The 25,663-nt window shown below is 66.7% G+C and carries 20 protein-coding genes; 11 read left to right on the plus strand and 9 right to left on the minus strand.

Features of this window, described 5'->3' with window-relative positions; genetic code table 11:
- Nucleotides 1-9: 9 nt before the first annotated feature.
- Nucleotides 10-1,077 carry an extracellular solute-binding protein gene (locus D6850_RS02225; RefSeq protein ID WP_121163429.1) on the minus strand — a complete coding sequence of 356 codons (1,068 nt, stop codon included), beginning with the start codon at nucleotides 1,075-1,077 and terminating at the stop codon, nucleotides 10-12.
- A 389-nt stretch (nucleotides 1,078-1,466) separates the two neighbouring features.
- On the opposite strand from D6850_RS02225, the gene D6850_RS19670 reads away from it, so the two are divergent.
- Nucleotides 1,467-2,120: a Hint domain-containing protein gene (locus D6850_RS19670; RefSeq protein ID WP_245964071.1), complete on the plus strand. Its 654-nt coding sequence runs from the start codon at nucleotides 1,467-1,469 to the stop codon at nucleotides 2,118-2,120.
- Nucleotides 2,063-2,686, plus strand: a complete 624-nt coding sequence (locus tag D6850_RS19910; protein WP_425452367.1) for a Hint domain-containing protein — start codon at nucleotides 2,063-2,065, stop codon at nucleotides 2,684-2,686. Before D6850_RS19670 ends, D6850_RS19910 begins: the two co-directional genes overlap by 58 nt.
- On the opposite strand, the gene D6850_RS02235 is transcribed toward D6850_RS19910, so the two are convergent.
- From D6850_RS02235 to D6850_RS02255, 5 genes are read right to left on the minus strand one after another with little or no spacing between them, the layout of a single operon-like run.
- The gene (locus D6850_RS02235) at nucleotides 2,625-3,536 is read right to left on the minus strand and encodes a polysaccharide deacetylase family protein (protein WP_121163431.1); all 912 of its coding nucleotides are present in this window, start codon (nucleotides 3,534-3,536) and stop codon (nucleotides 2,625-2,627) included. The genes D6850_RS19910 and D6850_RS02235 overlap by 62 nt on opposite strands.
- The gene (locus D6850_RS02240) at nucleotides 3,533-4,267 is read right to left on the minus strand and encodes an SDR family NAD(P)-dependent oxidoreductase (protein ID WP_121163432.1); all 735 of its coding nucleotides are present in this window, start codon (nucleotides 4,265-4,267) and stop codon (nucleotides 3,533-3,535) included. The genes D6850_RS02235 and D6850_RS02240 overlap by 4 nt, the downstream gene beginning before the upstream one ends.
- On the minus strand, nucleotides 4,264-5,046 hold the full coding sequence (locus D6850_RS02245; protein ID WP_121163433.1) for an SDR family NAD(P)-dependent oxidoreductase: 783 nt from the start codon (nucleotides 5,044-5,046) through the stop codon (nucleotides 4,264-4,266). The genes D6850_RS02240 and D6850_RS02245 overlap by 4 nt, the downstream gene beginning before the upstream one ends.
- Nucleotides 5,046-6,008: an agmatinase gene (gene speB / locus D6850_RS02250; protein WP_121163434.1), complete on the minus strand. Its 963-nt coding sequence runs from the start codon at nucleotides 6,006-6,008 to the stop codon at nucleotides 5,046-5,048. Before speB (D6850_RS02250) ends, D6850_RS02245 begins: the two co-directional genes overlap by 1 nt.
- The gene (locus D6850_RS02255; protein WP_166433969.1) at nucleotides 6,005-6,646 is read right to left on the minus strand and encodes a TetR/AcrR family transcriptional regulator; all 642 of its coding nucleotides are present in this window, start codon (nucleotides 6,644-6,646) and stop codon (nucleotides 6,005-6,007) included. The genes speB (D6850_RS02250) and D6850_RS02255 overlap by 4 nt, the downstream gene beginning before the upstream one ends.
- 155 nt (nucleotides 6,647-6,801) lie before the next feature.
- On the opposite strand from D6850_RS02255, the gene D6850_RS02260 reads away from it, so the two are divergent.
- The 5 genes from D6850_RS02260 (at nucleotide 6,802) to D6850_RS02280 (ending at nucleotide 18,437) form a co-directional block, all read left to right on the plus strand.
- Nucleotides 6,802-7,866 (plus strand): ABC transporter substrate-binding protein, encoded by a 1,065-nt coding sequence (locus D6850_RS02260; protein ID WP_121163436.1) that lies wholly within the window; start codon nucleotides 6,802-6,804, stop codon nucleotides 7,864-7,866.
- 69 nt (nucleotides 7,867-7,935) lie between these two features.
- Nucleotides 7,936-8,757 carry an ABC transporter permease gene (locus D6850_RS02265; protein WP_121165031.1) on the plus strand — a complete coding sequence of 274 codons (822 nt, stop codon included), beginning with the start codon at nucleotides 7,936-7,938 and terminating at the stop codon, nucleotides 8,755-8,757.
- Between the two features lies 1 nt (nucleotide 8,758).
- Nucleotides 8,759-9,577, plus strand: coding sequence for an ABC transporter ATP-binding protein (locus D6850_RS02270; RefSeq protein ID WP_121163437.1), 819 nt, complete (start codon nucleotides 8,759-8,761; stop codon nucleotides 9,575-9,577).
- Nucleotides 9,578-9,605: 28 nt separating this feature from the next.
- Nucleotides 9,606-10,571 (plus strand): agmatinase, encoded by a 966-nt coding sequence (gene speB, locus D6850_RS02275; protein WP_121163438.1) that lies wholly within the window; start codon nucleotides 9,606-9,608, stop codon nucleotides 10,569-10,571.
- 195 nt (nucleotides 10,572-10,766) lie between these two features.
- Nucleotides 10,767-18,437: a LamG-like jellyroll fold domain-containing protein gene (locus D6850_RS02280; protein ID WP_121163439.1), complete on the plus strand. Its 7,671-nt coding sequence runs from the start codon at nucleotides 10,767-10,769 to the stop codon at nucleotides 18,435-18,437.
- Here the strand turns inward: D6850_RS02280 and D6850_RS02285 are convergent.
- Genes D6850_RS02285 through D6850_RS02295 form a run of 3 tightly spaced genes read right to left on the minus strand, consistent with a single transcriptional unit; the run spans nucleotide 18,434 to nucleotide 21,791 of the window.
- Nucleotides 18,434-19,513, minus strand: coding sequence for a CaiB/BaiF CoA transferase family protein (locus tag D6850_RS02285; protein WP_121163440.1), 1,080 nt, complete (start codon nucleotides 19,511-19,513; stop codon nucleotides 18,434-18,436). The two genes, D6850_RS02280 and D6850_RS02285, sit on opposite strands and share 4 nt — an antisense overlap.
- A 22-nt stretch (nucleotides 19,514-19,535) precedes the next feature.
- Nucleotides 19,536-20,516, minus strand: coding sequence for a DMT family transporter (locus D6850_RS02290; RefSeq protein WP_121165033.1), 981 nt, complete (start codon nucleotides 20,514-20,516; stop codon nucleotides 19,536-19,538).
- A gap of 21 nt (nucleotides 20,517-20,537) precedes the next feature.
- Nucleotides 20,538-21,791, minus strand: coding sequence for a flavin monoamine oxidase family protein (locus D6850_RS02295; protein WP_121163441.1), 1,254 nt, complete (start codon nucleotides 21,789-21,791; stop codon nucleotides 20,538-20,540).
- 150 nt (nucleotides 21,792-21,941) lie between these two features.
- Here D6850_RS02295 and D6850_RS02300 point away from each other — a divergent pair, with 150 nt between their 5' ends.
- From D6850_RS02300 to D6850_RS02315, 4 genes are all read left to right on the plus strand, one after another.
- Nucleotides 21,942-22,871 (plus strand): ABC transporter ATP-binding protein, encoded by a 930-nt coding sequence (locus D6850_RS02300; protein WP_121163442.1) that lies wholly within the window; start codon nucleotides 21,942-21,944, stop codon nucleotides 22,869-22,871.
- Complete coding sequence (locus D6850_RS02305) at nucleotides 22,868-23,629, plus strand: ABC transporter permease (protein ID WP_121163443.1); 762 nt, start codon at nucleotides 22,868-22,870, stop codon at nucleotides 23,627-23,629. Before D6850_RS02300 ends, D6850_RS02305 begins: the two co-directional genes overlap by 4 nt.
- Nucleotides 23,630-23,716: 87 nt before the next feature.
- Nucleotides 23,717-24,529, plus strand: coding sequence for a S49 family peptidase (locus tag D6850_RS02310; protein WP_121163444.1), 813 nt, complete (start codon nucleotides 23,717-23,719; stop codon nucleotides 24,527-24,529).
- Between the two features lie 173 nt (nucleotides 24,530-24,702).
- Nucleotides 24,703-25,656, plus strand: coding sequence for a calcium/sodium antiporter (locus D6850_RS02315; protein WP_121163445.1), 954 nt, complete (start codon nucleotides 24,703-24,705; stop codon nucleotides 25,654-25,656).
- Nucleotides 25,657-25,663 lie beyond the last annotated feature (7 nt).

Raw genomic sequence — 25,663 nt, forward strand, 5'->3', positions numbered from 1 at the left:
ATGTATTGTTTACTGCGCCGCCTTCACGCGGTCGAGGATGCCGCCCTCGATCGCCTCGAGCCCGGCGGGGACTGGCGGATACCACTTGATGTTGTCCACCGCCTCGGGCGAGAAGCTGCCCTGGTACTGCGCCTTCAGCGTGTCCGACGCGTATTCGTCCGCGCCCTTGGACGCGGTGAAGTTGCCGGCCGATTCAGTGATCATCGCCGCCACTTCCGGCTGCATCACGAAGTTGATCCAGTCATAGGCGGCGTCGTCTGCCTTGCCCTTGGCCGGAAGCACGAAGGTGTCGATCCACCCCAGCGCGCCCGAGGCTGGTGCGACAAAGTTGATGTCCGCGTTGTCGGCGTTCAGCTTCCAGCCGCCGGTATCCCACGCCATCGCCGCGACCACCTCGCCCGAGCGGACGAGGTTCAGAAGCTCATCCCCGCCGGACCAGTAGGTCTTGACGACGGGTTTGCACTCGATCAGCTTCTTCTCGACCTTCTCCATGATCTCGGTATAGGCGTCCTCGTCGCCGTAGGCCTCGAACGGGTCCATCCCCATCGAGAACGCGAAGGCGATCAGCGTCGGGCGCTTCAGGCGGTAGGACACCTTGCCCTCGAGGTCGGGATTGCAGAGGTCGGTGTAATCCTTCACGCCCTCGGCCTCGGCCTTGTTCACGATCAGCCCGCTCGTGCCCCAGATATGCGGCACGGCGTAGACCTCGCCATCGACGGTCGAGTTCGCCTTGGTCGCCTCGAGCATGGATGCGGTGAACTGATCCGCGTCGATCTTGGACAGGTCGATCGGCTTGTAGATGCCGAATTCCTCCTGCGGGCCCTTGATGCGGTCCTGGCTCGGCTGGGCGAGGTCGAAGCCGCCGCCGCCGGTGGCGCGCAGCTTGGCGATCATTTCCTCGTTGTTGGACATGGTGACTTCGACGGTGTGGCCGGTTTCGGCCTCGAATTTCTCGATGACGTTCTCGGGGGCGTAACCGCCCCATGTGAGCAGGCGCAACGTGTCGGCCTGCGCGGCGCCGGCCAGCAGCGCCGTCCCGGCGACACCCGCCGTGAGTGTAAGCAGAAGGTTCTTCATTTCGTTCTCCCTTGTCTTGTCGGGAAACCCGGGTTGCGCGCCTACTGCTTCCGCGAAACAGTTTCGTGGCGCGCAGGATTGCGGATTCGGCAACCTCGGGGCGGTTCCGACCACCCCAATAGGGCGGAGTTTCGGGGAGCCGTCAACGCAGGAAGCGGATTGATGCGGGAATTTTTTTAACGGATGGTCAAATTCCGTCGCGGGGTTGCTGGAAACAATGCGCGCATGAACGGCCCATTGTCGCCGGATTCGGGGCAAAACACGAAGTCACCCCGCTTTGGTCCAGAGAGCGGCGTCAAACGAGACAATTTTTCAGGTCTATCTTGGCCCCTTCACATCGCGTCAACGGGTTTCGCGCAGTCTCGCGACCGCCATAGCCAAGGATCGCCATGCCCTTTCTCGGAATCTTCTCCTGGTCGCAATACACCACGCCCGCAGGCATTCCTTCCGGCGATCTGACATCGGACACCACGCCGAACGATCCCGCGTCGCCGGGGTACAGTTCCTCGTCGCCGTCATGGATCGGGGAAACCTTCACCTTCAACGGCGGCGCGCCGACGCAGATCGACATCAACGACGACGACGGAAATTTCGAGGACGGCTATGTCGAAACCGGCGGCGCGCAGACCTTGGCGCAGGCGGTCACGATCGACGGCACGCTGTACCCCGCCGGCTCGGTGGTGGAGAATGAATTTTCGCTGATCGACGCGGGCGGGCAGGAAATCTACGTCGTCCGCATAAACGGAGAGAATGTCGGCTTCACCTACGCGACCGGCGAAGGGCCGACAGCGGGCGAAACCTTCACCGCGCAGCAGGGGCTCGACGGCTCCGGCGCGGACAATGCCGATGGCGTTTCGTCAAGCTCCGAACCCTACTCGGACGTCATCTGCTTTGCCGAAGGAACCCTGATCGAAACCACGCTCGGCGCGCAGGCGGTGGAAAGGCTGCAAACCGGCGACATCATGGCCCGAGGCCGGTCCTCTGGCTGCGAACGAGCCGTCAGTCGCTCGATGGCGCGCCCGACGATGGAAGGCCGGTTCTGATCTCCGCAGGCGCGTTGGGGCCGGGACGCCCTCATGCGGATCTTGTCGTGTCGCCCCAGCATCGGATCCTCGCCGGCGGCGGACAACTCTGCGAGCATTTCGCGGGCGAGGCCCTCGTCCCCGCGAAAGCGCTCACCGGGTTGCCGGGCGTCAGGCGCATGAGGGGCAAGCGGGAAATCATCTGGGTTCACTTCGCCTGCGCGGCGCACGAGATCGTGTTTGCGAATGGCTGCATGGCCGAGTCCCTCCTGCTCGGCCCGATGGTGCTGAACGGATTGAAGCAAGGCGAACGCCGCGAGCTGAGCCGGATTTTCGGACGCGCCACGCGCCGGGGCGCCCCTCTCAATGGGCCCCCGGCGCGCAAGCTGCTGACCGTGCGCGCCGCCCGCGAGGTTGTCGAGGCTGAACCGGGGGCGCGCAATGAATACTGCTTCCCGATGAAACAGAAGCCGGGCAGGGGACTGCAGCCCCCCGGCCATCTGACGCGTTGGAGCCGGGTCGCCGTCAGGGGGCGTATTTCGCCACCGCGTCACCGTAGACCGGCCCGGAATAGGCCGGCATTTTAACCCGGCGGGGCGCGTAATCGCCCGCCTCCGTCACCTTGCGCACATGCGCGGCGATCTCCTCCATCGGGGCGAACCAGACATCGCCGGCGTCCACCACCCGTTCGAGGAACTGCGCCACCACCTCCCAGCGCGCCAGCCGTCCGGTCGCGAAGGGATGCACCACCGCGACCCAGAGCCCGCCATGCCGGCGGATCGCCTCGAATTCCTGCACATAGGGCGCAAATCCCGTCTCGGGCGCCATGATGTTGCCGAAGTAACCCAAATCGTCCGACTGCACGAATTGCGGCCAGTCATCCAGCCCCCAATGCGTCGGCAATTCGACCAGCGACCCCTTGGGCGTGTCGAGCATGTAGGGCTGATCGTCGCCCATGAGCGAGGCGTCATAGGAAAACCCGCGCTCGGCCAGAAGCGCGCAGGATGCGTCCGACATGTTGTAAAGCGGCGCGCGCCAGCCGCGGGGCGCGGCGCCCGTGGCGCGCTTCAGGATGTCGATGCCCACATCCAGCCAATGCGCCTCTTCGTCCGGTCCCAACTCGTTCGGGTGTTCGTGGATATACCCGTGATGGCCGATTTCGTTGTCGCCCGAAAGGATCGTCTCGACCGCCTGCGGGTAGCGTTCGACGCACCATGCGGGGATGAAGAACGACTGCCGGATGCCGATTCGCCGGTAGGTCTCAACGATGCGCGGAATCGCCACCTCGGGGCCGTATTGCAGCATCGAGGTGGTCGCCGCCTTGCGGTGGCTGTCCTTGGGGTGCGCGATATGCACGAGGCTGTCGGCGTCCATGTCGAAGGTCACGCAGGCGGCGCATTTCGCCCCGTTGGGCCAGGGCACGGGATTTCGGATCATGGCATGATGCTCCCTCCGTTCACACCGATCCCCTGACCGGTGATGTATTGCGCGTGCGGCCCCGCGAGGAAGAGCGCCATCGACGCGATCTCCTCGGGCTGACCGAACCGGGCGAGCGGAATCGCCAGCTCCTTCTCGCGCCATTCCGGCGTCATGTGTTCCGCCGCCAGCATCGCGGTGTCGATCGGCCCGGGGCAGAGCGCGTTGACGAGGATGTCGGGCGCAAATTCGCGCGCCCAGCTACGCACCAGCCCGAGCACGCCATGCTTGGAGGCGACGTAGGGCGAGAACGTCTCGCGCCCGTAATAGGCCAGATCCGATGCCACCATGATGAGCCGCCCCTTGCGCCCGCTCATTGCGCGCAACGCCTCGCGCCCGACCAGGAAGGAACCGCGCAGGTTGACGGCGATTACGCGGTCGAACTCTTCGATCGGCGTGTCGAGCAGGGGGCGTTCGTGAATGATCCCGGCGCAATTGACGGCGGCGTGAAGCGGGCCGAGGGTGGCGGCCTGCTCGAAAAGGGCGCGCACCGAAGCCTCGTCCGCCACATCGCATTGCACGGCCGTCGCCTTGCCGTTCGCGTCGCGGATGGTCCGTGCGGTCTCATGCGGCTCGTTGAGATCGGCGCAGAGCACCTGCGCGCCTGCTTCCGCAAAGGCCTTTGCACAGGCCGCCCCGATCCCGCGCGCGGCGCCCGTGACGACCACGTTCCGCCCCACAAGATCGGTCACGCCATCACCTCGCCCCGGTCGAGGTGATAGGCTTGGCCCGTGATGTCGCGCGCTCCGTCCGAGGCGAGGAAGAGATAGATCGCCGCCATGTCGTCGGGCTCCAGCAGCCCGCTTAGCACCTGACCGCCGATGACCTCCTGCATCAGGTCCTCCTCCGCGCGCCCCGTGCTCTGCGCCATGCGTTCGAGCGTGAGCACCGCCGCCTCGGTCTTGACCCAGCCGGGGCAGACGGCGTTGACGTTGATGCCGCGCGGCCCGAGCTCATGCGCGATCGAGCGCATGAAGCCGATATTGGCGTGTTTCGAGGCGCAATAGGCTGAAAACTCGGCCACCGCAGTGCGGCCCCAGATCGACGCGGTCAGGATGATCCGCCCGCCGCTCTGCATCTTCGGCAACGCCCGGCGCGTCATGAGATACGTGCCCATCACGTTGATGTCGATGATCCGGCGGAACGTGTCCTCGACCTCTGCGCCGGGCTCGGCGAGCGGCGTCGTGCGCTCGAGCCCGGCGTTGTTGACAAGCACGTCAATGGTGTCGAGCCCGCTCAGCGCCGCGTCGATCTGATCCGCATCGGTGATGTCGCAGCGCAGGGGCGTGACGCGCGTCCCGGTCTCCTGCGTCAGCGCCTCGGCCGCCTCGACCACGCCCGCGTCATCGGCGAGGATCGCAAGCTCCGCCCCCGCCCGCGCGAAACCGCGCGCGACGCCAAGGCCGATGCCCCGGCTCGCCCCGGTGACGAGCACGGTGCGGCCCGAGAAATCGTAAGAGACCCGCCCCATCAGCCGGCCTTGCGGTTGTGCATGATGCGCCCGATGGTGTTCATCAGCACCTGCGCGGCGAGGATCGCGGTCGTGCCGGTGTGATCGTAATCCGGCGCGACCTCGACCAGGTCCATGCCGACGATGTCGCCGCGCTTGGCCAGCCCGTCCAGCAGCTCGAGGATCTCGTAATAGAGGAACCCGCCGTGGCTCGGCGTGCCGGTGCCGGGCGCGATGGAGGGGTCGAACCCGTCGATGTCCAGCGTGACGTAATAGCGCGCGCCCTCGGGAATGCGGCTCAATACGCCCTCGACGCCGGCTTTGCGGAACTGGCGCACCGACAGGATATCGGCCCCCATCTCGCGCGCGGCGTCATAGCCGTCCTTCGCGGTCGAGGACACGTTGCGGATGCCAAGCTGCGACAGCCCGGTGACATAGTCCTTTTCCGCCGCGCGGCGCATCGGGTTGCCGTGGCCGTAACGCACCCCGTGGCGCACGTCGACGAAATCGAGATGGGCGTCGATCTGCACGATGTGGATCGGCTCCTGATCGGAAAACGCGTTGATGCAGGGGATGTTGACCGAATGATCGCCCCCAAGCACGATGGGGACCGCTCCGGCGGCGAGGATCTTGCGCACGCCGTGCTCGATATTGGCGTGGCTCTGCTCGGTATCGGTATGGACGATGTCGGCGTCGCCGATATCGACGATGCGCACCTTGTCGGCGGGCAGGTAGGTCACGTCGTCCTCGTGGTCATAGGCGCCGCCATGCCCGAAGGAGAACAGCGTGCTCGCCTCGCGGATGCCGCGCGGGCCGAACCGTGCGCCCGAACGCCATTGCGTGCCGAAATCGAACGGCGCGCCGAGGACCGCCACATCGGCGTCGATGGCGTCCCAGTCCTGCACGTAGGGGTTCTTGCCGAAGGTGGAAATCCCGACGAAGGGCAGGTCGAGCCGGCCCTTTTCATATCCGTGTTGCGTCATCTTATCCCTCGCAGAGTGGTGTCCGGTGTCTTGTCGGCGAAGATCACGCCAAGGTCGCGGCGGAACCGCATGTCGGCCTCATCTTCGTCCTGGTTGTCGTCCGAGATGAATAGGAAGAACCGTATGTTCTGCATCTCGTAAAGCGTGTCGGCGAGCGCGCGGGCGTCGATCTTGCGGCAGAGCGCGCCGCGCCGCTGGTAGGACAGGACCAACTTGGTCATCACCACCACCAGCGCCGCGTCAAGCTCGCGGTAGGTCGTGCCGAACTGCGTGCCGCCCTGAAGGATGCTGGCCGCCAGAACCTCGCGCCATGTGCGCTTGGCGAGATAGGTCATGGCGTGGTGACGCATGATGCGCCCGAATTGCGCGACCGCGTCGATCATCTCGTCCGGCAGATCGTCGGTGAGGGCGCGGAGCTGTTCGATCAGGCGCACGTCGCTTTCCTTCACCAGCTCGAGCAGCAGGTTCGCCTTGGTGCCGAAGTAATTGTAGATTGTGACGGCCGAGAGTTCGGCTTCCGCGGCGATGCTTTCGATGGTGACGGCGTCGTAGCCCTCGTTCTGGAACCGGGTGCGCGCGACCTCGAGGATCCGCTTGGAGCGGTCGAGCTTTTGCTGTTTCCTCAATCCCACGCGCATCGAACCTCCTGCCTTGCAGCCCGTCATGCCATGCCCCCGGTTCGAAGGCCAAGCGGCGATGCGAGTCTCGGAAAAAAACTTCTGGACAGATATAATTTTTAGTGACTAAACTTTCTTAGTCAACAAAAATAAATCAATTGGAAGGGGAGTTTCAGATGTTCAGAAAAACCGGGGCGGCGCTTGCCGTCAGCGTCGCGGCGATGACGGCTCCGGCCGGCGCGCAGGCGGCGGAGCGGGTCAATGTGGGCTTGTGCGTTTCGTGGCCGGGCTACGCCATGCTTGAGCTTGCGCAGCGCATGGGGCTGGCCGAGGGCTATGAGATCAATAGCGTACTCTTCGACGATCCGCTGGGGGGGCACGCGGCGCTCGCCGCGGGGCAGATCGACGTCTATGAATGCACCGGCGATTACACGCCGCTCGCGATCGAGCGCGGCACCGGTGTGGTCAACGTCGCCCTTGCCAACCCGTCCTACGGCGTGGACAAGATCATCATGGCGCCCGGAATCACCGCCGAGACGCTCGCGGGCAACCGCATCGGCGCGCCGCAGGCCTATATCGGCCAGCTTCTGATGGGCGTGTTCCTTGAAACCGCGGGCGTGCCGCTCGACAGCGTCGAATGGGTCAACCTGCTCGCCGATGAGGCGGTCGGCCCGATGATGTCGGGCGATTTGGCCGCGGCCTATCTCTACGAGCCGTGGATCACCAAGGTGATGGATAACCTGCCCGGCTCGAGCGCGGCCTTCGACACCGCCTATCCCGAGGCGCTGCGCACCGGCATCTTCACGGACGTGATCTACATGAACGGCGATTTCGTCGCCGAGCGCCGCGACGTCGCGCGCGACATTCTCAAGGCGCGCTTCGACGCGGTGGGTTGGTGGCACGAGAACACCGCCGAGGGGAACGAAGCGATGGCCGAGTTTCTCAAATGGCCGCTGGCGGATGTCGAATCGGTGATCGGGACCAACGGCAAGTATCTCGACGACGGCATCTACATGTACGACTTCGACGAGGCGGCGCAGGCCTGCGGCGTGCTCGAAGGGGAGCCGCCCTTCGAGATCGGCAACGGCTCGATCACAGGGGTCGTCGCCACGATCAACGACTGGTGGATCCGTCTCGGCCTGATGACCAAGACGGTGGACGCCGCCGCCGGGGTCGATTGTTCGCTGATGGCCGACTTGGTTGAAAGCGGGTATCGCCAGTCCTTGGACGCGAACGAATAACGGCTGCCCCAGCCGGCGGCCGCAGATGCGGTCGCCGGCGCACCGGGGCGCGCAACACGGGAACCCATGATGTCCGATACCAAAAGACCACCGGCGCGCCGGCGTTGGCTGGAGTTGCGCAAGCCGGTCTCGCGCACACAGGCGATCCTGTCGGGAATCCTGATCTGGACGCTGTTCTTTGCGGTCTGGGAGGGGGTGTCGCTTGCCGGGCTGGTGAATGACCTGCTGGTGCCCGCCCCGCACGAAGTGCTGGCGACGTTGGGGGACATGCTGGCCAATCGCGGGCTTGTCTCCGACATCCTCATCAGCGTGTGGCGCGTCGTCTTCAGCTTTTCCATCGCCTGCGCGGTGGCGATCCCGCTCGGGATCGCGATGGGCGCCTTCCCGAGCGTGGAGGCGGTGTTCAACCCCTTCGTGTCGGCCTGGCGCTACCTGCCCGCGCCATCCTTCATCCCGATCCTGCTGATGTGGTTCGGCACCGGCGAGACGCCCAAGATCGCGCTGCTCATCATCGGCGTCATCTTCTTTCTCATCACGCTGATCATGGATCACACGCGGCAGGTGCGGGCGGAACTGGTCGAAACGGGTCTTACCCTCGGCGCGGGGCGCTGGACCATCGTGCGCACGATCATCTTTCCGGCGGTCATGCCCAACATCCTCACCGCGATGCGCCAGATGCTGGCGGTGACATGGACCTACCTCGTGATCGCGGAAATCGTCGCGTCCACCACCGGCATCGGCGCGATGATGATGCGCGCGCGCCGGTTCCTGCACACGGACGAGATCATGGCGGGCATCATCGTGATCGGCATCCTCGGCCTCGGCTTCGACATCCTGTTCCGCATGCTGCACCGCTGGCTCTTTCCCTACACGCAGGAACGGGGGTCCTGACATGACAGACGCGACCACCACAGGGGCCGCCCCCGCCAAGCTGGTTATCGAGCGCGTCTCCAAGCGCTTCCCGATGAAGGGCGGGCGCGAAATCCTCGCGATCGAGGAGGCGTCGTTCACCGTCGAGGAGAACGAGATCTGCGTCATCCTCGGCCCCTCGGGCTGCGGCAAATCCACCGTGCTGCGCATGATCGCGGGGCTCGAGACGCCGACCACCGGCGCGCTGCGGCTTGACGGAAGCGCGATCGCCGGGCCGGACCGCGAACGCGGCATGGTGTTCCAGGCCTACACGTCCTTCGACTGGCTGAGCGTGCGTGGCAATGTCGAATACGGGATGCGCATAAACGGCGTCCCGAAGGACGAGCGCCGCGAACGGGCGCAGAGATACATCGATCTCGTGCACCTCGCCGGGTTCGAGGACGCCTATCCCGCGCAACTGTCCGGCGGCATGAAGCAGCGGGTCGCCATCGCGCGCACGCTGGCCAACGATCCTGCGCTTTTGCTGATGGACGAACCCTTCGGCGCGCTCGACGCCGAAACCCGCTGGCACATGCAGGAGCTTCTCGTCGCCATCGCCGAGGCCGCGAACACCACCACCGTAATGGTCACGCATGACATAGAGGAGGCGATATTCCTCGGCGACAGGATCGTCTTCATGTCGGCCCATCCGGGCCGCGTCCACCGGATCATCACGCCCGAGTTCAAGAAGGGCCGCCGCTACGCGAGCAAGGAGGCAGTGCTTGACCTTCCGGGGTATTCCGCGCTGGAAAAGGAGATCATGGGCCTGATGCGGGAACAGGGCGGCAAGGATCAGCACTGAGCGCGCGGGCACGGCAGAAAGGACTGACATGAGCGATTCGCAATTCCAACCCGTTTCCGGGTTCGACCTGCCCCGTTTCGCGGGCATCCCCACCTTCATGCGCCTGCCGCATGTGGGCCTCGACGATCCGCGCCTTGCCGACCTGCGGATCGGCCTGATCGGCGTGCCCTGGGACAGCGGCACCACCAACCGGGCCGGCCCGCGCCACGGCCCGCGCCAGTTGCGGGACCTCTCGACCATGATCCGCGCGCAGAACGGCATCACCGGCGTGCGCCCGTTCGAGGCGGCCAATTGCGCCGATCTCGGCGACGTGCCGCCCAACCCCGCGGACATCATGGACAGCATGGAGCGGATCACCGGCTTCTATCGCCGCGTCATCGAGGCCGGCGTTCTGCCGCTCACGGCGGGGGGCGATCACCTGTCGACCCTGCCGATCCTGCGCGCGGTGGCCGCCAGCGGGCCGGTCGGCATGATCCATTTCGACAGCCACACCGACCTCTTTGACGGCTATTTCGGCGGCACGAAATACACCCACGGCACGCCCTTCCGCCGCGCAGTCGAGGAAGGTCTGCTCGACCCGAAACGGGTTTGCATGATCGGCATCCGCGGCACCACCTACGACAGCGAGGACCGCGATTTCGCCGACAGCGTCGGCATCCGCGTGATCCCGATCGAGGAATTCCACACCCGCGGCGTCGCAGACGTGATGGCCGAGGCGCGCGAGATCGCCGGTACGGGCGATACGTACGTCTCGTACGATATCGACTTCGTGGACCCCGCCTTCGCCCCCGGCACCGGCACGCCCGAGATCGGGGGACCGAACAGCTTTCAGGCGCTCGAGGTGGTCCGCCACCTCGATGGCGTCAGGATCGTCGGCGCCGACGTGGTCGAGGTCTCGCCGCCCTTCGACGCTTCGGGCAACACCGCGTTCCTCGGGGCGTCGATCATGTTCGAACTGCTCTGCGTGATGGCCTCGGACGCGCCGCAGGCGTAACGCCGCTCTACCGCTGACCGCGAACACCCGCCCCGCCAAGCCGGGGCGGGTCTGTCTGACGCCGCGTCAGAAATAAAGTGACCGATCCATTCTGATCGTCTACCCTGCCCGGATTACTTTTGCGATTTTTCACCTGCGCGCCAAACGCGGCAGTTTGCTTTTTTCATTCCCGTTTTCAGTCGGAAGTCTTTTGCGATGACCCTGATTACCCACGATTCGAACCTGCCCGACCCCACGACCACCGGCAGTGAACTTCACGATTTCCAACTCAATCTCGGCGATACGCGCGACAATCTGGACGACCTGAACGGCCGGCTGGAAACGGTCGAGGATGCGGTCGGCGCGACCAAGACCGCGCTGGAACAGGTCGATGAGCTGGCCGATGGCGCCGACAAGTTCCTCAGTACGATCAAGTCGATGCGCTTCACCCTGAAGGTGACGGAAAAGGTCGGGCCGCTGAAATTCGTGTCCGACTTTCTCGACGGCGTTCTGGGAAAGCTCGAAACACTGGCCACCCATGTCACCTACCGCGCCAAGCAACTGGCGCAGAAGATCGAGGATGGCGATTACGTCGACAAGCTCGACGCGGCGGAAACCAAGATCGGCGACCTGCGCGACGGGCTGAATCTGACGGCGCATAAGGTCGCGGAATACGAAACCGGCGTTTTCAACACGCGATTCGCGCTGGGCGTGGTCGGCACGCCCGCCGACGGGCTCGAGACGTCGCTCGACTCCGCCAGCCAGCCGGTCAACGACATCCTCGTGCCGCTGAACCAGACCTACATGGACGTAACCGACAAGATCGACGATCTGACCGGTATCTTCGCATCCCCCTCCGCGCCCAGCCTGTCGGTCTTCAACCCGTTGGAGAACCTCGCGGTGCAGTTCGGCGCGATCAACGGGTCGATCGCGTTCCTGACCGGGCCGCTTCAGGCAGTCTACAACGCCGTGAAACCCGTGGAGTGGGCGCTCGACGCGGTCAAGGCGGTCTATGACCTGACCGTCGGGCCGATCATCGATTGGGTGCTCGACAGTCTGGGGATCACCGACATCATGAGCAGGATCGGCGACGCGATCCTCGGCGCGCTGCCCATCGACCTCGACGGGGTGCTGGATGAGGTGACGGCCCGGATCGACGCCGTCTTCGACGAGATCGAGGGCTTCATCGGCGACGGCCTGCCCGGATGGGACGCGGATATCGACGGGATCATAGACGACATCACCAGTGACGTCGTGGGCGCGTTCGACGCGGCTTCGACCACCGAACTGCGCTTCGGCTCCTCCGAAAACGACCTGCCGCTCGACGGGCGCGCGGACGGGATCGACGTGCTGATCGGCCTCGGCGGGCAGGACAGCGTCGAAGGCGCGCCGGGCGGCGACGCGACGGACGCTCTCGACATCTTCATCGCCAGCGGCGGCGACGACACGCTCCATGGCGGGGCCAGCGACAGTGATTTCCTGATCCTGCCGGGGCTTCTCGACGACTGGATCGTCACCCGGTTTTCCGACACCGCGCCCTTCGTCTTCTACCACAAGGAAGGCGACTGGGGCTACGAGGTCGCCTTCGATATCGAGAATTTCGCGTTCTATGACGGCGCCTATACCGGCGCGGAACTCGAGGCGCTGGGAATCGTCACCGACGGGCAGACCAACGGCAACGACCTGATTTTCGGCGGCGCGGACGACGACCGGATCACGCCGCTCGACGGATCGGACACGGTGGATGGCGGCGCGGGGCACGATACTTACGTGATCCACGCGGATCAGCCCGTTGGCGGCAATTTCGCGACCGTGAAGCTCGACGCGCCGCGCGCCGCGCCCGGCGGGATCACCTATGAGGGGTGGACGTTCTCATCGAACGACGTGGACTACCTCAACAGCATCGAAAGCGCGATCGTCCAGCTCGACGTGGCGTCCGAGATGATCGGCACCGATGGCAACAACCTTCTGATCAGTTCCGACCAGGACGATTACCTCTTCGGCCGCGGCGGCGACGATTTCCTGAGCGGCAATGGCGGCGACGACTACCTGCGCGGCGGCGCGGGCAGCGATACGCTGAATGGGGGCGACGGTCGTGACGCGCTGATCGCGCGCGAGTCTCTGGCCGGGGACGCGGCGGTCTATAATGGCGGCGCGGGCAATGATCGGCTGCTTTATACCGCGCAGCAGTCGAACTACGATATCTACCCGCCGCGCGGCAACATCACCTCGTCGGACCTCGTGAGCGCGGGACCGCTGCGCATCTTCGCCGAGACGGGCACGGTCGAGCATTTGGCCCCCGATGGCGTCACAGTGATTGCCACCGACACGGCCCTCGGGATCGAGGAGTATGTCGGGTCCGACCACGATGACCTGATCTATGGCGCGCCTGCCGTGAACGAACACACCGCCATCATCGACGGTGGCGGCGGCGACGATACGCTCTATTCCAATGGCGCGGACTGGGTGCGCGGCGGATCGGGCGGCGACACCATCTATGTCACCGGAAGCGGTACGTCGGTGGATGGCGGCGGGTCGAGCGGGGATGAGGTCGATATCCTCGATCTGCGGCTGATCGAAAACGCGCGTTGGAAGGTCAACAACGGCTTTGGGGCGCAGTTCGATCTCTTCGCATACGAGAAATTCGAGATCGAGACGCTGACCGACGAGAACGGCGGAGACACCGGATCGGGTGCCAAACAGATCTTTGCCGGGTCGATGACCAAGTTCGACGAGCTCTACCTCGGCGACGGCAACGATGATTTCTTTCATAACGGCACCGGCGACGTCACCATCCACGCGGCCGGCGGCGACGACCTGCTGCAAGCGCGCCACGGCAATGGCAGCCAGCTCGATATCGGGTTCTGGGCCGGCGAGGGGCGCGACACGATCGACTTCAAGGATGCGAGCGGCTTCGGTTATGGCGAAGGGGGCGATGATGAGTTCATCATCTCGGCCGCCGGGTCGAACCTCGATTTCGACGGCGGCGACGGCGACGATTTCTTTCTGATGCGCCGTTTCGACGGGAACCGCATAGGCGGCGTGTCCGAGGTGCGCGGCGGTGACGGCTATGACCGGGTGTCGCTGCAGCAGCGCGATGGGTTCACCGGGATGACGAGCGTGTTCTACAACGCGCAGACCGGCCACGTGTCTTCGGTGCAGACCGTGGGCGCGACCAACTACTCGGGGCTCATCACCGGGTTCGAGGAAGTGATCGGCGCCACCAACGCGCGCTCCAACCTTTACGGTTCGGACGCGGGCGACCGGTTTATCGGGCTGGGCGAACGCGACCGGCTGGAAGGGCGCGACGACAGTGACGAGCTTTTCGGAAATGGTGACAACGACACGCTGCTGGGCGGCAATGGCGACGACCTGCTGCATGGCGGGACGGGCAACGATTCGCTCGACGGAAACAACGGCATCGACACGGCGAGCTACGCCAACGCGCGCCCGGACGGGATGCGCGGCGAGATGACGACCGGCAATTTCGGATCGGTCTACGTCAACCTCGACACCGGCAGCAGCAGCGGCAGCCAAGGCAATGACACGCTTGTCCGGATCGAGAACGTGATCGGGTCGATGGGCGACGATGTCATCATCGGCGACGACCTCGGCAACGTGCTGATGGGCGGGCAGGGCGATGATCTTCTGTTCGGTCATGAGGGCTATGACACGCTCTTGCCCGGCGAAGGCGACGACACCGTCCTTGGCGGGGCGGGCGAGGACCGCATCCTGATCGGCAATGGCGCATCGACGGTCCACGGCGGCGCCGGGCGCGACCTTCTGGACCTCAGCGCGGCGACGGGCGATCTGGCGATCCAGCTGGCCGAGCGCATGGTGCTCGACGTGCCGATCACGGTGACCATCCCCGTCTGGCGGGACGGCGCCGGCCTCGACACGAGCGTGCGCATGTTCGGCGGTCAGTCGATCACGCCGCAGGACGCGCTCGAGATGACGCCGGAGAATGCCAATGACGCCTCCGACCTGACGCGCACCCTGCCCACGAGCGCCGACTACGACGCCGACCCGGCTCTTCCCTCCTTCGAAATCCGGCTGGAGGAGGTGGTGCAGACCAGCACCATCACCGCCACCAGCATCGAGGGCGTCGCGGGCGGGGCTGGCGACGACGCGCTGACCGGCACCACCCGTTCTGAGCGGATCGAGGGCGGCAACGGTCACGACACGCTCGAAGGCGGCGGCGGCAATGACGGGCCGGATGTCATCATGGGCGACGATGGCGACGATCTGATCTATGGTTACCTCGCCAGCGGGCCGGTCACCCTGCCCGGCGGTCCGGAATGGAACCTCGCCACCTTTAACGACACCGCGCTTGACGGACGGCTGCAATCGGCCCAACTCGCCAACATGCCGACCGCGATGGTGACGGTCGAGATGCTGGTGCGCGCGACCGACGCGACACGGTTGCAATCGTGGTTCTCCTACGGCGTTGACGGCAGCACGAACGAACTCACCGTTTTCAGTACCGGCCCCGCGGACGCGCGGGTGATCCGGGTCCTGATCAACGGTTCGGCCATCGACACCGATGTGCCCGTGCGCGCGCTGTTCGACGGCGACGTCCACCGCTTCGCCTTCCGGCTCGACACTGCGGCGGGAACGCTCGCGCTCTTCATCGACGGCGTGAACGTCTGGGAAGAGATGACAGCCCACGCGACCGAGATCGAAGCGGACGGGTTGCTCGTGCTCGGTCAGGACCAGGACGGCAGCACGCCCGGCACGACGTTTAACACCAATGACGTCTTCCAGGGCGATATCGGCGACGTGCGCATCTGGAACCGCGCGCTGAGCGATGCCGAACTGAGGACGCTCGCGGGCCAGGACAGCCTCGCCGATCCTGCGAGCCAAGCGAACCTCGCCTATTACTGGGCGGCCGATCCGGTCGCGAACACCTTCGGCAGCACGCTGAGCGGGAACCTCGCACAGCACGGCGACGTGTCTGTCGGAGCCTTCGCCCCCACGACCTATCCCGGTGGCCTGAGCGCCGAAGGGGGCGCGGGAAACGACACGATCCACGGGACCGATCTATACGATGTGCTGGAAGGCAATGGCGACGACGACCTGCTGATCGGCGGCGGCGGCGGCGACAACCTCCTTGGCGGGGACGGCGACGATACGCTCGACGGTGGCCCGGGCGGCGATTACCTTGTGGGGGGCGCGGGCGCGGATACGTTCGTCTTACGCGCGGCGCAGGATTACAACCTTCTTATCGATTTCGAATTCGGAATCGACGGGCTCGACCTCACCGAGATGGGACTGACACAGGGCGAGATCGACCGCGCCGCGCTGCGGGCCGGGAACGATTCCTTCGGTTTCGCCGAACTCGATTTCGGCAACGGCACGGTGGTGAACTTCATCGACATGGGCGCGGTTCACATGCCCGGCGTGGTGGCCAAGCTGCTGCCCGGCGGCCTTGTCGCGGACAAGGTGATGCTGCCGGGATACTGGACCCGGCTGGCGGATGTGCTCGACTATGATTTCGCCACCATGCCTACGCCGGTCGCCTACGAGATATGGGACGCCGAGGGCGGCGACAACTGGTGGGCCGATGGCGGCATGGTCGACGCAAACACTGGCTACGTCACCTCGGATCTCACGGACATCTGGTTCCTGAGCGACGCCACGCCGGGATCGCAGGACCTGTGGCTGCGCATCGATGACGGCGCGGGGTTTGGCGAATGGGACCGCTTCGTGCTCAGCACCAACCACGCGCCCGAGGCCGCCATCAACGATCAGCGCGGCGGGCTGAACGAATGGACGTTGCTGAGCGACGTGCTCACGCTTTCGGACGCCGACGGCGATCCCTTCACCCGGTTCGAGCTCTGGGACGACACCGGTCAGGTCAGCTGGTGGGCCGACGGCGCGCTGGTGGACGCGAGCGAAGGCCACGCGGTCAAGGACCTGTCGGACGTCTGGTTCCGCACCGACCTCGCGCCGGGGACACAGACGCTCTGGGTGCGGGCCTTCGACGAATTCGGCCCCGGCGCATGGGAGGGGTTCACGCTCACCACCAACGCCGCGCCGACCCTCGCGGTCAACGACGCGACGGTGACGAGCGGCGGACACCTCACGCTTGGCGACGTGGCGAGCATCACGAACCCGGACGGCGATCCCCTGACGGTCGAGCTGTGGGACGCCGAGGGCGGGGACAACTGGCAGGTGAACGGCGCCAACGTGGACGCCTCGGCCGGCCATGTCGCCAATGCCTCGGGCGCGATCACCCTGCACGCCGATCCCGGTCCCGGCACGCAGGAGCTCTGGCTGCGCGTGTCGGACGGGATCGCCACCACCGCGTGGCAATCGTTCGAGCTCACCACCAACGCGCCGCCCGAGGTCACCTTTCCCGATGTGCGCCTCTCGGGCGCGACGCCCACCGCGCTGAGGGAGCTGATGATGGTGACCGACGCGAACGACGACCTGGTCGCGCGGCTCGACCTCTGGGACGATGACGGCGCGAACAGCTGGTCGGTCAACGGGGTCACCGTCGATGCGAGCAACGGGTACACGACATGGCCCGGAGACGCGGTGGCGTTGCAGGCAGAGGCCGCGCCGGGCGCGGTTCAGACCGTCTGGATCCGCGCCTGGGATTCCCATGAGCCGGGCGCGTGGCGGACCGCCGAAGTGACGACCAACGCCGCGCCGGATGTCGAAGTCGCGGACATGACCGTGGCGCCGAATGCATGGACCCGACTGAGCGACGTGTGGACCTTCACCGACCCCGAGGGCGACAGCCCGACGGAGATCGAGATCTGGGACGATGAGGGCGGCCATAGCTGGTGGGCCGACGGGGGCGTCGTTAACGCCTCGATGGGCCATGTGACGTCGGATCTGTCGGACATCTGGTTCCGCGGCGACGCGGCGCCGGGCGCCCAGCGGCTCTGGGTGCGGGCCTTCGACGAATTCGGCCCCGGCGCATGGGAGGGGTTCACGCTCACCACCAACGCCGCGCCGACCCTCGCGGTCAACGACGCGACGGTGACGAGCGGCGGACACCTCACGCTTGGCGACGTGGCGAGCATCACGAACCCGGACGGCGATCCCCTGACGGTTGAGCTGTGGGACGCCGAGGGCGGGGACAACTGGCAGGTCAACGGCGTCGCCGTGGACGCGTCGGCCGGCCATGTCGCCAATGCCTCGGGTGCGATCACCCTGCGCGCCGATCCCGGTCCCGGCACGCAGGAGCTCTGGCTGCGCGTGTCGGACGGGATCGCCACCACCGCGTGGCAATCGTTCGAGTTCACCACCAACGCGCCGCCCGAGGTCACATTTCCCGATGTGCGCCTTTCGGGCGCGACGCCCACCGCGCTGAGGGAGCTGATGATGGTGACCGACGCGAACGACGACCTGGTCGCGCGGCTCGACCTCTGGGACGATGACGGCGCGAACAGCTGGTCGGTCAACGGGGTCACCGTCGATGCGAGCAGCGGCTACACGACATGGCCCGGAGACGCGGTGGCGTTGCAGGCAGAGGCCGCGCCGGGCGCGGTTCAGACTGTCTGGATCCGCGCCTGGGATTCCCATGAGCCGGGCGCGTGGCGGACCGCCGAGGTGACGACCAACGTCGCGCCGGATGTCGAAGTCGCGGACATGACGGTGGCGCCGAACGCATGGACCCGACTGAGCGACGTGTGGACCTTCACCGACCCCGAGGGGGACAGCCCGGCGGAGATCGAGATCTGGGACGATGAGGGCGGCCATAGCTGGTGGGCCGACGGGGGCGTCGTTGACGCCTCGACAGGCCATGTCACGTCGGATCTGTCGGACATCTGGTTCCGCGGCGACGCGGCGCCGGGTGCGCAGACGCTCTGGGTGCGGGCCGAGGACGGGCTCGACTGGTCGGACTGGGACCATTTCGATCTGACGACGGCCTAGGACCGCCCGAGCTCGTCGCGGATCTCCTGCGAATGCTGACCGCGCCGGGGGACCGGGGCGGGGTCGCGACGCGCTCCGTCGAAACGCGGCGCGGGGGCGGGTTGCAGGACGCCGCCGGGCGCCTGCCACACGCCGCGCGCGCGCATATGCGGCTCCTGCGCCGCCGCGTCGGGCGACAGAACCGGCGCGACGCAGGCGTCCGTTCCGTCGAACAGCGCGGCCCAATGCGCGACCGGCTCCGCGGCGAAGACCCCGGCAAGCTGCGCGGTCTGGCGCGGCCATTGCCCGGGGTCGTGCTGCTCGGCAAGGGCGGGGGTGTCGTCCAGCCCCAGCACTGCGAGGAAAGCGGCGTAGAATTGCGGCTCTACGCATTGCACGCTGATGAACCCGCCATCGGCGCAGGCGTAGCAGCGCGCCCAGTGCGGCCCGTCAAGCAGCCCCTCGCCGCGCCGAGCCGACATGCTCCCGGCCTGCCGCAGCGCCATCAGCAGCGCCGTCATGTGGGCCGAGCCGTCGACGATGGCCGCGTCCACCACCGGCCCCGGCGCGCCGCCCCGCACCGCAAGCAGTCCGGCAAGCACCCCGGCCACGAGGTAGAGCGCCCCGCCGCCGATATCGCCCAGCATCGTGGGCGGTGGAAAGGGCGGCTCGCCGGGAGCGGAGGCGTGCCAGAGCGCGCCCGAGGTGGCGAGGTAGTTCAGGTCATGCCCCGCCTGATCCGCCCGCGGCCCGTCCTGCCCCCAGCCGGTCATCCGGCCATAGACCAGCGCGGGATTGCGCGCGTGACAGGTCTCGGGGCCAAGGCCCAACCGCTCCATCACGCCGGGGCGCAGCCCCTCGATCAGCGCGTCGGCCCGATCGCAGAGCGCGCGGGCGACGCCGAGGTCGGCAGGCGATTTCAGGTCGAGCGTGATGGACCGCTTGCCCCGGTCGAGCAGGCTCTGCTCTCCGGTCAGCGGGCTGGGCGTGGGGCGGTGAACGACGATCACCTCGGCCCCGAGATCGGCCAGCATCATCCCCGCAAAGGGGGCGGGGCCGAGCCCCTCGAACTCGACGACGCGCACGCCGCTCAGCATGGGATGCGCGCGGCGGCGCGCCTCAATACCGCGGCGGCGCCTGCCTGAGCGCCGCCAGCCGCCGCCCCTGTTGCCGCTCGCGCAGGAAGACGAAGAGCCCGGCCCCGAGGATCAGCGCGATGCCCGCCATCTCGACCGGGGTGGGCAAGTCCGCCCAGATCGTCCAGCCCCAGAACACCGCGAGCGGCAGGCCGACATATTCGAACGGCGCCACCGCGCCCGCATCCGCCGAACGGTAGGCCTGCGCCATGCAATAGCCGATCAGCGCCGAGTTCACCCCGAGCGCGAGAAACAGCCAGACGTCGCGCCCCTCGGGCCAGGCCCAGGCGCGCAGCACGAAGAGCAGGCTCGGATCCTCCAGCCCCCGGGCGAACCGCCCGTCCCCCGCCACCGCCCAGAACCCGAGCGAGACGACCAGGAACGCCAGCTGGATATAGACCGCCATCGCCGAGGCGCGCGACACCGCGCCGAGCCTGCGGGTCAGGATCTGGTTGATCGCGTAGGTGAAGGCGCCGGCCAGCGGCAGCAGGTAGATATACCAGGGCGCGTCGCGCGCCGCGCCGCCCGCCCAGGGCTGTACCACGATCACCACGCCGAGCAGCCCCGCCACCACCGCGCCAAGGCGCAGCGGCCCCGCCTTTTCGCCCAGCAAGGGGATGCCCACCAGCGTGATGAGCAGCGGCGCCACGAAGAAGATCGCCGTCGCCTCGCCCAGGGGCAGCGACGCGAGCGCCGCGAAATAGGTGAGGTTCGAGACCACCACCATCGTCACCCGCAACAGGTGCAGCCCGGGCCTGCGCGTCCGCAACAGCCCCCAGCCGCCTTCGAGCCGCACCAGCACGAGGCAGAAGAAAAGCGCGATCAGCGCGCGGATGAACGTCATCTCGTGCAGCGGGTAGGCGCGCGACAGGAACTTCAGCAGCACGTCGTTGACCGAGAACCCGATCGTCCCGACCAGGATGAAGACGATTCCCGCGATGGGCCGGCTGCCCGTCTCCGTCATGACCATCGCGCCGCCCTCCGCTCACGAGTTTCGCACCCAACGGGCGAGCCGGGCCGCCACGTCCTGCCCGCTGGCCCATGCGCCATGCGCCGTGGCCTGCCACTGGCGCGACAGCGCTTCGCCGGCAAAGGCCACGCACCCGGTGTCGGCGTCGATCAGGTCGCGCCGCAATTGCGCAGCGCCCGGGCGCGCGTGTGAATAGGAGCCGAGGATGAGCGGATCACAGGTCCAGCCCGTCGCCGCGCTGCCGGTGATCGCGTGCAGCACCTCCGCCCCGAAGGCGCGGGCGAGGTGGCCGCGCGCAAAGTCGATCGTCGCGGCCCGGCCCGCGCCCGCGAGGTCGCGCGCCACGTCGCCCGCGACATGCACGATCAGCATAGGCTCTGGCCCGTGTTTCATGATCTGCACGCTCACCACCGGTTCGCCGTCGCCGGGCTCGATGCTGCAAAACAGCGCATCCTCAAGTTCCGCGGGCAGGGCGCGCAGGGTGAAGGCGGCCTTCTCGTAGGCGCCGCAGGGGATCTGCTCCAGCCGCTCCACGAACTCTTGCGCCGGGCCGGGGCCGAAGGCGATCCCGCCCGCGCGCAGCACGTTGGTCGAGGCGGTGACGATCGCCCCCTTCGCGTCGATGCGGCCCTCCGGCGTCTCGATCCGCGCGCCCGTCGCAGTTTGCTCGATGCGGCTCACCGGCACGTCGGTGCGGATCGGCAGGCCCGCCGCCATGCGTCCGATCAGGTCGCCATAGCCCGAGAGCACCGGCCAGTTGACCTCAGTGTCGGCGTAATCGGCATAGGCCGCCGCCGACACGTCGCGCGGTTCATCCCCCGCCATGAGGGCGAGCAAGCAGTTTGCCTCTCCCGCCCAGCGGCCGAGATCGGGCAGCACCTCGGGGATGGGCGCGTCGCGCCCCGCTATTCCGGCGGCCTCGACCGCGGTGAAGGCCCGCGTGATGGCCGCGTCCGCCGCGGCCAGCGCGGCGCCATCCAGGAACGCGCCCTCATGCCAGGCGGCGTAGCGGCCGTCCGGGGTCTGCCGCGCGTAATGCGCGCCCAGCCGGTCTGCCCAGCCCACCAGCGGGTTTTCCCGCGCACAATGCAGCCAGTGACAGCCCTGGTCCCACGGCGCGCTCAGCGACGCGGTGTCGGTGAAGGCCCGCCCGCCGATCCGCTGCGCGGCCTCGAGGATGACGAAGGAAACGCCGCGCTCCTGTAGCTTGAGGCCCGCGCCGACGCCCGCGGCGCCCGCTCCGACGATAACGATCTCCGGCGTGCTCATGGCGCTTTCGCCCCCGCTGACGCGACTCTCCGCCCGACCCTAGGCGCGCGGCGGGCCGGTGCGCAAGATGCCGCGCGAAAATGCGGGGCGGGCGCCTTGCGCGACGGAAACAATCGGCTACTGTCCGCGCGGAGCGAAGAAGGGCCGCGCATGACCGCCATCGTCGATGTCGACAACCTGACCAAGACCTATGACGGTGGGCTGACCGCTCTCTCGGGCGTGTCGCTCAGGATCGAGCAGGGCGAGATCATCGCGCTGCTGGGTCCCAACGGCGCCGGCAAGACGACGCTGATTTCCGCGCTCTGCGGTATTACCTCGCCCAGTTCGGGGCGCGCGACAGTGGGCGGGCACGACATCGTGACCGGTTATCGCAAGGCGCGCGCAATGATCGGGCTCGTCCCGCAAGAGGTCGCGCTCGAGCCGTTCGAGCGGGTGATTAACACCGTCAATTTCTCGCGCGGGCTGTTCGGACGGCGCCGCGACGACGCGCTGACCGAGAAGATCCTGCGCCAGCTGAGCCTATGGGACAAGCGTCGCGCGCGCATCCGCGAACTGTCGGGCGGCATGAAGCGCCGGGTGCTGATCGCCAAGGCCTTGGTGCACGAACCGCGCGTGCTGTTCCTTGACGAGCCCACGGCGGGCGTCGACGTGGAGCTTCGCCGCGACATGTGGCGCGTGGTCGAGGGGCTGCGCGCCGACGGCGTGACCATCATCCTGACCACCCATTACATCGAGGAGGCCGAGGCCATCGCCGACCGCATCGCGGTGATCGACAAGGGGCGCATCCTGCTGGTCGAGGAAAAGACCGCGCTGATGACGCGCCTCGGGCGCAAGACGCTGCGCATCGACCTGCGCGAACCGGTAGAGGCGGTGCCCGCCTCGCTCGCCGATTACGACCTGGAGCTGGCCCCGGACGGGCGCAGCCTGAGCTACCACTACGACACGCGCGGCGACGGCACCGGCATCACCCGGCTGTTGCAGGCTCTGGCGGCGGCGGGCCTTGGCCTGCGCGACATCCAGACCACGCAGTCGAGCCTCGAGGAAATCTTCGTCGGCATGATCCGGGAGGGCGCGGCATGAACGGACCGGCGATCTGGGCGATCTACAAGTACGAGATGTTCCGCTTTTTCCGCACGCTGATGGAAAGCCTCGCCTCGCCCGTCATCTCGACCTCGCTCTATTTCGTGGTCTTCGGCGCGGCCATCGGCAGCCGGATCGAACAGGTCGAGGGCGTCAGCTACGGCGCCTTCATCGTCCCCGGCCTCATCATGCTGAGCGTGATGACCCAGAGCATCAGCAACGCCAGTTTCGGCATCTACTTCCCGAAATTCATCGGCACGATCTTCGAAATGCTCTCGGCGCCGATCAATTTTCTCGAAATCGTGATCGGCTATGTCGGCGCGGCGGCGACCAAGTCGCTCATCATCGGGGTCGTGATCCTGATCACCGCGTTCTTCTTCGTGGAGTTGCGCATCGCGCATCCCTTCGCGATGCTGCTGTTCCTCGTGCTGACCTGCCTCAGCTTCAGCCTGTTCGGCTTCATCATCGGGATATGGGCCGAGAATTTCCAGCAATTGCAGCTCATTCCGCTCTTGGTCATCACGCCGCTGGTGTTTCTCGGCGGGTCGTTCTATTCGATCTCGATGCTGCCGCCGACATGGCAGGTGGTGTCGCTGTTCAACCCGATCGTCTATCTCATGTCCGGTTTTCGCTGGTCGTTCTTCGGCGCCGCCGACGTGGGCGTGGGATGGAGCCTGCTGGCCATCGCCGGGTTCACGGCGCTCTGCCTCGGGGTGATCTGGTGGATTTTCAAGACCGGTTACCGGATCAAGTCGTGATCCGGCCATGCCTTGGCGGCACATTTTGTCGCGGGCGGCGGGCGCTGCGCCTTGTTTGTCCGGGGCGGGCCATTTACATCGGTGCGCATGAACCGTTGGCCCGCCATCAAACGCTTTTCCCCGTTTTCCCAATCTCCCCGCGTCTCGGTGGTGCGCCTGCATGGCTCCATCGGGTCGGGGCCGCGCGCCGCGCTCAGCGACGAGGCGATCGGCACCGTAATCGAGAAGGCATTTCGCAAGGGCCGTCCCAAGGCCGTGGCGCTGCTGATCAATTCGCCCGGCGGCTCGCCGGTGCAATCCTCGCTCATCGCCGCGCGCATCCGCCGGCTGGCCGAGGAAAAGGACATCCCCGTGCATGCCTTCGTCGAGGACGTGGCCGCGTCGGGTGGGTATTGGCTCGCCTGCGCGGCGGATGACATCTGGACCGATTTCGGCTCTATCGTGGGAAGCATCGGGGTGATCTCGGCAGGCTTCGGCGCGCCGGTCTTCCTTGCCCGGCAGGGGCTCGAGCGGCGGGTCTACACCTCGGGCAAGTCGAAATCGCAGCTCGATCCCTTCAAGCCCGAGAACGAGGAAGACGTCGAGCGGCTGAAGACGCTTCTGGGCGACATGCACGCCGGCTTCATCGACTATGTCAAATCCCGGCGCGGCGACCGGCTGCGCGGAGGCGAGGACATCTTCTCAGGCGAATTCTGGCTCGGGCGGCGCGCGGCCAATCTCGGCCTCGTCGACGGCGAGGCGCATCTCGTGCCCAAGCTCAAGGAGCTTTACGGCGATGACGTGCGCCTCAGCCTGTTCAAGCGCAAGAAGGGGCTGTTCGCGCGTTTCGGCGCAAGCGCCGCGCAGGATGCGCTGGCCGCCATCGAGGAGCGCGCGGACTTCGCGCGCTTCGGGCTCTGACGGCCATGATCGTCAAGATCGTCACATTGTTCCTGATCGGCATGGGGGTTCTCGCCATGTTCGGGCGGCTGCGTTTCCCGGGGCAAAAACGGCTGGCCTCGGCGCGATGCGAGAATTGCGGCCGGTTCCGCATCGGCAAGGGGCCGTGCCCCTGCCGGAAGGGAAAGACCTAGATGCTGGCCTGGGCTCTTGCGGCGCTCGGCCTCGTGATCCTGCTGCTGGCGGGGGACGCGCTGGTCAAGGGGGCGGTGAATCTCAGCCTGCGGGTGGGCATTCCTGCGCTGATCGTCAGCCTTACCGTCGTCGCCTTCGGCACCTCGGCGCCCGAACTCCTGGTTTCGGTCAACGCGGTGCTGATGGACAAGCCGGGGCTGGCGCTCGGGAACGTGGTCGGCTCGAACACGGCGAACATCCTGCTGGTGCTGGGAATCCCGGCGATCCTGTCACGGCTGCACAGCTCGGATTGCGACACGCGCAAGACCTACGTGTTCATGCTGATCGCCTCGGCGCTATTCATTGCGCTGGCCTTTGTCGGCGTCTTCACCTTCTGGTCCGGTCTGGTGCTGCTGGCGGCGCTGGCGGCGGTGATGGTGAGCCTCGCCCGCGACGCCCACAATCACCGCCGCGCCGAACGCGCCGCGGGCCCCGATGAGGAGATCGAGGGCGCCGACCCCGACATGCCCTGGTGGCAGATCATGGTCTTTCTCGTGCTCGGCCTTGTCGGCCTGCCGCTCGGGGCGGATCTGCTGGTCGATAACGCCTCGATCATCGCCGCCCGCCATGGGGTCAGCGACAGCGTGATCGGCCTGACGCTGGTGGCGCTGGGCACCTCTCTGCCCGAACTGGCGACCACCGTCATGGCCGCGCTGCGCAGGCAGGCCGACGTGGCGCTCGGGAACGTCATCGGGTCCAACATGTTCAACCTGCTCGCAATCATCGGCATCGCGGCGCTGGTCGGGCCGGTTCCGGTCGATCCCGAATTCCTGCGATTCGACCTCTGGGTCATGCTGGGCGCATCGGTGCTGATCTATCCTTTCGTGTTCAAGGGCTGGGATATCGGGCGACGCTGGGGGATCGCGCTGACCGCGTTTTACGTGGTCTATGTTACCCTCGTGCTGATCTACTGACGGACGA

Source organism: Roseovarius spongiae, from assembly GCF_003651245.1.
GTDB classification, from domain to species: domain Bacteria; phylum Pseudomonadota; class Alphaproteobacteria; order Rhodobacterales; family Rhodobacteraceae; genus Roseovarius; species Roseovarius spongiae.